General features: G+C 68.8%; 10 protein-coding genes. 7 read left to right on the forward strand and 3 right to left on the reverse strand.

The window, feature by feature from the left end; all coding sequences use genetic code 11:
• Positions 1-14: 14 nt before the first annotated feature.
• Complete coding sequence (locus tag KGA66_RS04665; RefSeq protein WP_211464860.1) at positions 15-1,673, reverse strand: phytoene desaturase family protein; 1,659 nt, start codon at positions 1,671-1,673, stop codon at positions 15-17.
• A gap of 169 nt (positions 1,674-1,842) precedes the next feature.
• Between KGA66_RS04665 and KGA66_RS04670 the strand changes: the two genes are divergently transcribed.
• From KGA66_RS04670 to KGA66_RS04685, 4 genes are all read left to right on the forward strand, one after another.
• On the forward strand, positions 1,843-2,334 hold the full coding sequence (locus KGA66_RS04670; RefSeq protein WP_211464862.1) for a MarR family winged helix-turn-helix transcriptional regulator: 492 nt from the start codon (positions 1,843-1,845) through the stop codon (positions 2,332-2,334).
• Positions 2,331-3,197 (forward strand): ABC transporter ATP-binding protein, encoded by an 867-nt coding sequence (locus KGA66_RS04675; protein ID WP_211464864.1) that lies wholly within the window; start codon positions 2,331-2,333, stop codon positions 3,195-3,197. Before KGA66_RS04670 ends, KGA66_RS04675 begins: the two co-directional genes overlap by 4 nt.
• Positions 3,157-4,023: an ABC transporter permease gene (locus tag KGA66_RS04680; protein WP_211464866.1), complete on the forward strand. Its 867-nt coding sequence runs from the start codon at positions 3,157-3,159 to the stop codon at positions 4,021-4,023. Before KGA66_RS04675 ends, KGA66_RS04680 begins: the two co-directional genes overlap by 41 nt.
• Before the next feature lie 85 nt (positions 4,024-4,108).
• A complete protein-coding gene (locus tag KGA66_RS04685) occupies positions 4,109-4,834 on the forward strand; it encodes a hypothetical protein (protein WP_211464868.1) in 726 nt (241 codons plus the stop codon).
• 374 nt (positions 4,835-5,208) lie between these two features.
• Here the strand turns inward: KGA66_RS04685 and KGA66_RS04690 are convergent, their stop codons facing one another.
• On the reverse strand, positions 5,209-5,415 hold the full coding sequence (locus KGA66_RS04690) for a hypothetical protein (protein ID WP_211464870.1): 207 nt from the start codon (positions 5,413-5,415) through the stop codon (positions 5,209-5,211).
• A gap of 542 nt (positions 5,416-5,957) precedes the next feature.
• Here KGA66_RS04690 and KGA66_RS04695 point away from each other — a divergent pair.
• From KGA66_RS04695 to KGA66_RS04705, 3 genes are all read left to right on the forward strand, one after another.
• Complete coding sequence (locus KGA66_RS04695) at positions 5,958-6,182, forward strand: type II toxin-antitoxin system HicB family antitoxin (RefSeq protein ID WP_211464872.1); 225 nt, start codon at positions 5,958-5,960, stop codon at positions 6,180-6,182.
• Complete coding sequence (locus KGA66_RS04700; RefSeq protein WP_211464874.1) at positions 6,179-6,400, forward strand: type II toxin-antitoxin system HicA family toxin; 222 nt, start codon at positions 6,179-6,181, stop codon at positions 6,398-6,400. The genes KGA66_RS04695 and KGA66_RS04700 overlap by 4 nt, the downstream gene beginning before the upstream one ends.
• Before the next feature lie 197 nt (positions 6,401-6,597).
• The gene (locus KGA66_RS04705) at positions 6,598-6,792 is read left to right on the forward strand and encodes a hypothetical protein (RefSeq protein WP_211464876.1); all 195 of its coding nucleotides are present in this window, start codon (positions 6,598-6,600) and stop codon (positions 6,790-6,792) included.
• 53 nt (positions 6,793-6,845) lie between these two features.
• Here the strand turns inward: KGA66_RS04705 and KGA66_RS04710 are convergent, their stop codons facing one another.
• Positions 6,846-7,058, reverse strand: coding sequence for a hypothetical protein (locus KGA66_RS04710; RefSeq protein ID WP_211464878.1), 213 nt, complete (start codon positions 7,056-7,058; stop codon positions 6,846-6,848).
• Positions 7,059-7,263 lie beyond the last annotated feature (205 nt).

Here is a 7,263-nt window from a genome sequence, read left to right on the forward strand (position 1 = left end):
GGCCACTTTCCCGCTCAGCCTCGTTCCCGTCTGCGGCGCGACCTGCTCAGCAGCAGCGCCAGCGCGGCCGCGCGTCCCGGCACCCCGCTGATCGCTCCGCCGCGCCGGGCGCCGGAACCACAGATCAGCACGTTGGGAATGTCCGTCTCCACGCCCCAGGTGCCCACCTCCCGGTCGTGCGCCGCCCACGGCCAGTCCAGGTCGCCGTGGAAGATGTGGCCGCCCGGCATCGCCAGTTCCCGCTCGATGTCCAGCGGTGAGCGCGCCTCCAGACACGGGCGGCCCTCGGCGTCGAGCGCGAGACAGTCCTCGATCGGCTCGGCCAGATGCCGGTTCAGTCCGGCCAGGGCGAGCCGGACCGCCTCGTCGCGAGCGCCCGGGGCCTCGTACAGCCGCGCGGGAGTGTGCAGACCGAACAGCGTCAGCGTCTGCAACCCGCGCTTCATGGACTCCGGGCCCAGGATCGTGCGATCGGTGAGCGTATGGCAGTAAACCTCCGCCGGCAGCGGATCCGGCAGGACGCCCGCCTCAGCCTGCGTATACGCACCCAGCAGACCACTGTATGACTCGTCGACGTGCAAGGTCCCTGCGAAAGCCAGCGTCGGATCCATGCCGGACCTGAGCGCGGGCAGCCGGGAGAGCACCATGTTGATCTTCAGCTGGTTTCCTTCGGGCCGCCGCCCGCCGGGCCGTCCCAGCAGTTCGTCGAGTATCGCCGGTGCGGCATTGACGAGCACGTATCGTGCGTCGATGCGCTTCTCACCGTCAGCCGTCGTATAGCGCACCGACGCCCTGCGCCCGTCCGCCTCGATGCGCGTCACCGTCGCACCCGTCACGAAGTGCGCGCCGGCCTTGTCCGCGGCGCGGGCCAGCGACTGCGCGACCGCGCCCATCCCTCCGATCGGCACCCGCCATTCGCCGGTCCCGTTGCCGATCACGTGATAAAGGAAGCACCGGTTCTGGGCGAGCGAGGGGTCGTGCGCGTGGCTCTGCGTGCCGATCAACGCGTCCGTGAGCACCACGCCGCGCACGTCGTCGTCGGCGAACGTCTGCTCGACGACCTCGCCGAGCGGCTGCTCCATGAACCGGTCCCAGAAGGCGCCGCCCACGGCCTCGCGCACCGCCTTCATCATCTCGCCCTTGGGCACCAGGGGCTCCAGCAGCGACGGGGCCAGCACGCGCGCGGCCCGCTCGATCCGGCCGTAGAACTCCTGCCATGCGCGCCACTCGCGATCGGAGCCGGTCAGCCGGTGGAACGACTGCGCGGTCCGCGGACCGGGGCGCCGTTCGACCAGCAACCCGTCGGGCTTTCCCTCGCGCAGCACCGGCGTATAGGACGCGACGGGCCGCGAGCGCAGTTCGACGTCGAGTTCGAGGTCTCGCACGATCGCGTAGGGCAGCAGCGAAACCAGGTACGAATACCTGGACAGACTCGCGTCGATGCCCGGAAAGGGGCGTTCGCTGACCGCCGCCCCGCCGATGCGGTCGAGCCGTTCGAGCACCGTGACCCTGGTCCCGTACCTGGCCAGGTAGGCCGCGGCGACCAAGCCGTTGTGGCCTGAGCCGACGATCACCACGTCGGTGGCCGCCGCCGGGGCGCCCTTCGCTGCGGCGGCATGCGGCGCGGTGTTCTTCGGCGCAGCGCGCGGCCGATCGTCCTCACTGGCTGTCATGCGCGCTCCTGTCCCGCCCGAAAGGTAGAAGGCAAGGATACGAGCGTCATCACCGGCAAATCGAGCGGAAGGCCGTGAATGGCGCGTGACGAACCGCCGGCCGGTCCCCGGCGGTGAATTGGTGAGCATCCCTCTTTATTTACCTCTGTGAAAGAGGTATCTTGAGGGGGTGGAACGTTCCTTCGCCTTCGAACTCGGCGGGGCGCTGTCCGGAATCCAGCGGGGTTCCCGGCGGCGGGTCCGTCACCAGCTCGGGCTCGCCGCGCTCAGCGGCGCGCAGGTGGAACTGTTGCGGCTGGTCGCGGACGTGTCGGGCATCGGGGTCTCGGCGGCGGCCCGCGAGCTGAATCTGGCCGGCAACTCGGTGTCCACGCTGGTCAACCAGCTGGTGGCGAAGGGCTACCTGCGCCGCGAACCGAGTGCGGTGGACCGGCGGGCAGCGGTGCTGGACGTCACCGGCGCCGGCCGGGATCGGCTCGCCCGCTGGGCGGACGAACGCACCCGGCTGCTGAGCGAGGAACTCGGCCGGCTCGAGCCGGGTCAGCAGGCGGCGTTGCGCGCGGCTCTTCCGGCGCTGCAAGCCCTGGCTGCCGGCCTGTCGAAGCCGGCGCCGGAAGTCATCCGAGCCGACCGCGCAGATCAAGGAGGTGACGGCCCATGACGGATCAGATCCCGGGCCGGAGGGAGTCGACGGCGGTCCCCACGACCGGTCCGGCCGGCGTGCCGGCCATCGCGTGCACCGCTCTGGTCTATTCCTTCGGCAGCACCCGGGCCGTGGACGGTATCGACCTCGAAGTCGAGGCGGGCAGCATCTACGGCCTTCTCGGGCCGAACGGCGCGGGCAAGACCACCGCGATCCGCGCCATCACGACTCTGTTGCCCGTGCCGCCCGGCATGGTGGGCGTCTTCGGCAACGATGTGGCGAAGCGGCGGATGGAGGTGCGCCGGCTGCTCGGCTACGTGCCGCAGCAACTGTCCGCAGACTCCGGGCTCACCGGGCGCGAGAACGTCGCGATGTTCGCCCGGCTCTTCGACGTGCCGCGGCGGCAGCGCGGCGAGCGGGTCACCGCCGCCCTCGACGCGGTCGGCCTGCGGGAAGCCGCGGACCGGCTGGCCAAGACCTACTCCGGCGGCATGGTCCGCCGGCTCGAACTCGCGCAGGCCCTGGTTTCCTCGCCGCGCCTGCTGATCCTCGACGAGCCGACCATCGGCCTCGACCCGATCGCCCGGGACTCGGTGTGGGAACGCATCGAGGAGGTGCGCGGAGCCACCGGAATGACGGTTTTCGTCACCACGCACTACATGGACGAGGCCGACCAGTACTGCGACCGGATCTCGCTCATGCACCGCGGCACCATCCGGGCCACCGGCTCGCCGCAGGAGTTGAAAGCCTCGCTGCCGAAGGGTTCGGGAACGCTCGAAGACGTCTTCCGCCACTACACCGGCGACACACTTGAAGAGCCGACCTCGGGAGAGTTCCGCAATGTCCGTGCCACGCGCAGCACAGCCGCCCGCCTTCGCTGAGGACGGGGTCGCCGCGCCCGGCCGCGGCCTCGTCGACCAGCCGCCGACGGCTCCCCGTACCGGCTGGCGGGTGCTTCCGTCCCGCGTCGTCGCGCTCTGCGTCGTCGAACTGCAGAAGATCCGTCATGACCGCACGGAGATCTACACCCGGGCGGTCCAGCCGGTGCTCTGGCTGGCCATCTTCGGCGAGACGTTCAACCGCATCCGCGCGATACCCACCGGTTCGGTGCCTTATCTGGACTACCTGGCGCCCGGCATCATCGCGCAGTCCGCGATGTTCATCGCCATCTTCTACGGAATCATGATCATCTGGGAGCGGGACGCCGGCGTGCTCACCAAGCTGCTGGTCACCCCGACGCCGCGCACGGCCCTGATCGCGGGCAAGGCGTTCGCGTCGGGCACCAAGGCACTGCTCCAGGCGATCGTCGTGCTGGTCTTCGCGGCTGTCCTCGGTGTCGGCATGACCGCCGATCCGCTCAGGCTGCTCGGCGTGGCGGCGCTCGTCGTGTTCGGTTCGGCGTTTTTCAGTTGCCTGTCGATGTCGATCGCCGGGATCGTACTGACCCGGGATCGGCTGATGGGGATCGGCCAGGCGATCACGATGCCGTTGTTCTTCTCTTCGAACGCGCTGTACCCGACCTCGGTCATGCCCGGCTGGCTCCAGCCGATCTCGAAGTTCAACCCGCTGAGCTACGAGGTCGACGGCTTGCGCGGCCTGCTCATCGGCACCTCCTCCCGGCTCGCCCTGGACTTCGGCGTCCTGGTGGTGGCCGCCGTCGCGTCCATCTGCGTCGCGGCCGCGCTGCTGCCGCGCCTGGCGAAGTGAGCCCGATGCAGATTTCTGCGTCAGGCCCGGACACGTTAGACTCCTGAGACTCAGGAACGGCTCGGGCGCTTTGGGGGAACGACCGATGAATCCGACCTTCGGAGTGATAGGGCTGGTCTTCCTGGCCGGCGCCGTGGTGGGAAAGTCGGTGGAGTTCGGCAGCTTCAAGCTGCCGGCGACCGGGGAGAAGAGCGTGCGCTTCGGCCTGGCCGTGCTCGGCATCGCGGCGTTGGCGATCGGGCTGATCCCCCCGCGCAGCCCGTCCGACCAGAGCCTCCGGCAGGCCGCGGGCTCGTCGTCTCTGGCGCCTGGCACCGCGACCGCGCCCCAGGGCGACACGGCTTCCGTGCAGGACGCGGCCGGCTCCGGACCGTCGGTGGGCGCAGCGTCCGGGACCTCGGCGTCTTCCATCGCCGCGGCGAGCGGGTCCTCGGCGTCGAGGGCAGGCGCCCTGCTCGCTGAGTACGACACGGTTCTGCCCGACAAGCACGGTGTCACGCTCGGCAGTTCGGCATCGGCCGGGTCGCAGAACGCGCAGGTCGGCATCGCGGGTGATCTCTACATGTCCTCGAACCTGGTCTTCGCGGGTCTCACCGGCGGCGGCGCGGTGGCTCTCGACCTGCCGGCCTCGGGACCGCCGACGTACCGCCTGTGCAGCTTCAACGCGGTGCGCGACATCTCGATCACCATCGCGTCGGGCCTGAGCTTCTGCATGCAGAAGACCGGGCTGACGTTCGGCATCACCATCACCGCTGTGCAGCAGAACCCTCCGCAGATCTCGTTGCACGTGGTCGTCTGGCAGGGCCCGTGATCGGTCGTCGCCGGACCGCGCCTGGTTGCCTTGAACCGATCTCCATCGATGCTTACCGGGACAACACGTCCGATGGCTCGCTGATGTCCGAGGCGGAGCGAGGAGCCGAGCGAGCAGCGACGTGCCCGCGTCGTGAAGGTCTGGGAACCGTGTCCAGTCCACGGCAGATCAAGCAACTTCGCAGTTGCGGATCCCGCCCGATCGGCACCAGGCACCTTCGCGCGAAATGATCTCCGCGGAGCGAGCCCGGCGGCACCGATGGGGCGATCTCGGCGGGTCTCAGGGCTCAGTGCGACCGGCAGTTCGCCTTCGCCTCAGCAGTGAGCCTCGTCGGCCACACGCCTTCCTCGCGTGAACAGTGATCTGACACGCACTCAGTGGTGCCGTCCCAGCAGGCGACGCATCGCGCGCCACGCCTCACGCTGACGGCGTCGCGCCGCGTGCGCGGAGGCGAACGCGAGCGCCACCGTAATCAGGGCTAGAATAGCCAGGTAGGCCGCTGTCTCGTGCAAGGTGATCCGGCCGATCTGCACCACCGCCTCGGAGAGCGCTTCTCCTGCGCTCATCCCACCCGTGATCATTCAGCTTCACCTCCCCACCCTCATGCTGAGGCTGCTCTCGGCAGTGTGCGGCCGGTAGGCCCGAAAGACGCTGACTCACGGGACTTTCGACGTGAAGTCGAACTGGCGGAGCCAGGGCGAGATCGGTAACTGCGGGGAGGGCCGCACGACGGCAGGACGGGTCTGGCCGCCGGCGGTCGGCCGATGACGCGAGCGCGGCTGGAGAGGCCGACCAGGGAAGACCCGGCAGGGCCGGGAAGGACTGAATCCGGCACGGATCTGGCACGGGAACCCTGGACCGATATCAAGGTCTGGGGCTCTTGGGCGTCCGCTGGGACTGTGGCGTGCGGCAGAGAAGCGAGCTGGTGAGGGGACTCGAACCCCTAACCACGTGTCTCACAAGGGGACTCCGCGCAAGCGCTCTGCCTGCGGAAACATACTAGCGTGCGGGAGCTTCGCCACGTATTCGCCACGTTGGGTGGCATAGACCAGTTTCTTACGCCGTTGGGGATTCCCCACAATAGCTCTCTCCACCTTTTGGAGGTTCCGGCTAAGCTTCAGTCATGAGCACACCCGACACGGTGAGGATCACGGCGGTTGTTTCGCGGGACGGCGAGTGGTACGTGGCGCGTGCGCTCGAAGTAGAGTTGGCCAGTCAGGGCGAGACGATCGAAGAGGCGTTGGCAAACCTGCGGGAGGCGGCAGAGTTGTACTTTGAGGACGAGCCCGCGCCGCAACTTTCGGCGCCGATCGTCGCGCCCCTCGAAGTCCACCTGCACGCGGCGTGAGCCCGTCCGCACTGCCGCGCGTCTCCGGCGCAGAGGTGGTCAAGGCCCTGGGTAAGCTGGGCTTTCAGGTCGTCAGCACGCGCGGAAGCCACTGCAAGCTGCGGTCCGGTTCGGCCGTGGCGATCGTGCCGCTGCACAAGGAACTCGCCGCCGGAACCCTCGCCTCAGTCCTACGGCAGACGGGCATCACCGCCAAAGAGCTCAAAGCGGCGCTCTGACCGAGGCACGTGACCCAGCCGCGAAAACCGAGACCACCACAGTCGCGCTGACAGCCTATCCAGGGGACGCCGGGCGCGGGATGATGCCGCACTCGGGGCAGCGGTGACGTGCAGCAAGGGTGATGCGGCGATGTGCTCGGGGTGGCGGCCTGCGCCGCCCACCCGACACCCACTGACCCAGCGAGGGAGGTTCCGCCATGCCCGCATCCTTCGCTCCGTACGGGCTCGACCAGCTCGCCTACGCCAACACCCGTGAACTGTTCTTCAACAACACCATCAGCGAGCTGCGCGCCCACTCGCCCGACGACAGCGGCGCCGCGGTGCTCTCCCCGGCGGCTCTGACGGAGATGCGGACCCTGATCGAACCACAGCGCCTCACGGCATACCCATGACCGCGGCACACGGGCAACACGCTGGCGTCTCAGGCGGGCGCGACACTCATAAGTCAGGTAGCGGTGCTGCTGGCGCGGCGCGCAGCGCCCATCCACCAGCCCTCGGTGTCTGCCGGGCTCCAGTCGACGTCGAGGTCAACGCTGTGGAACTCGCGTCCGATGCCACGAACGAGCTCCGTCGCGGCGGCTCGAGCCTGGTACGCGCTCGCGTCTGCGGGCAGGTGCCTAAGCGCGCCACAGAACAGCGTTCCTCTCTCAGTGTTCATCGAGTGCCGCCAACCGCCGGGCGTCGGATAGGGGTCTGTGTCTCTTTTGGTGGGCTTTGGTCTATTTGGAGTATCGGCGAATCAGGGGTCGGACTTTAGGGCGTGTCGCCGGTTTTCACTCCGGCGGCCGAGTCCCGCTCCGGGTGCAGTCGGCCGTCGAAGGCCATCTCGAAGGCGTTGAGGACCGGCTTCCACCGGTTCGACC

The organism is Actinocrinis puniceicyclus (assembly GCF_018283645.1).
Lineage (GTDB): Bacteria > Actinomycetota > Actinomycetes > Streptomycetales > Catenulisporaceae > Actinocrinis > Actinocrinis puniceicyclus.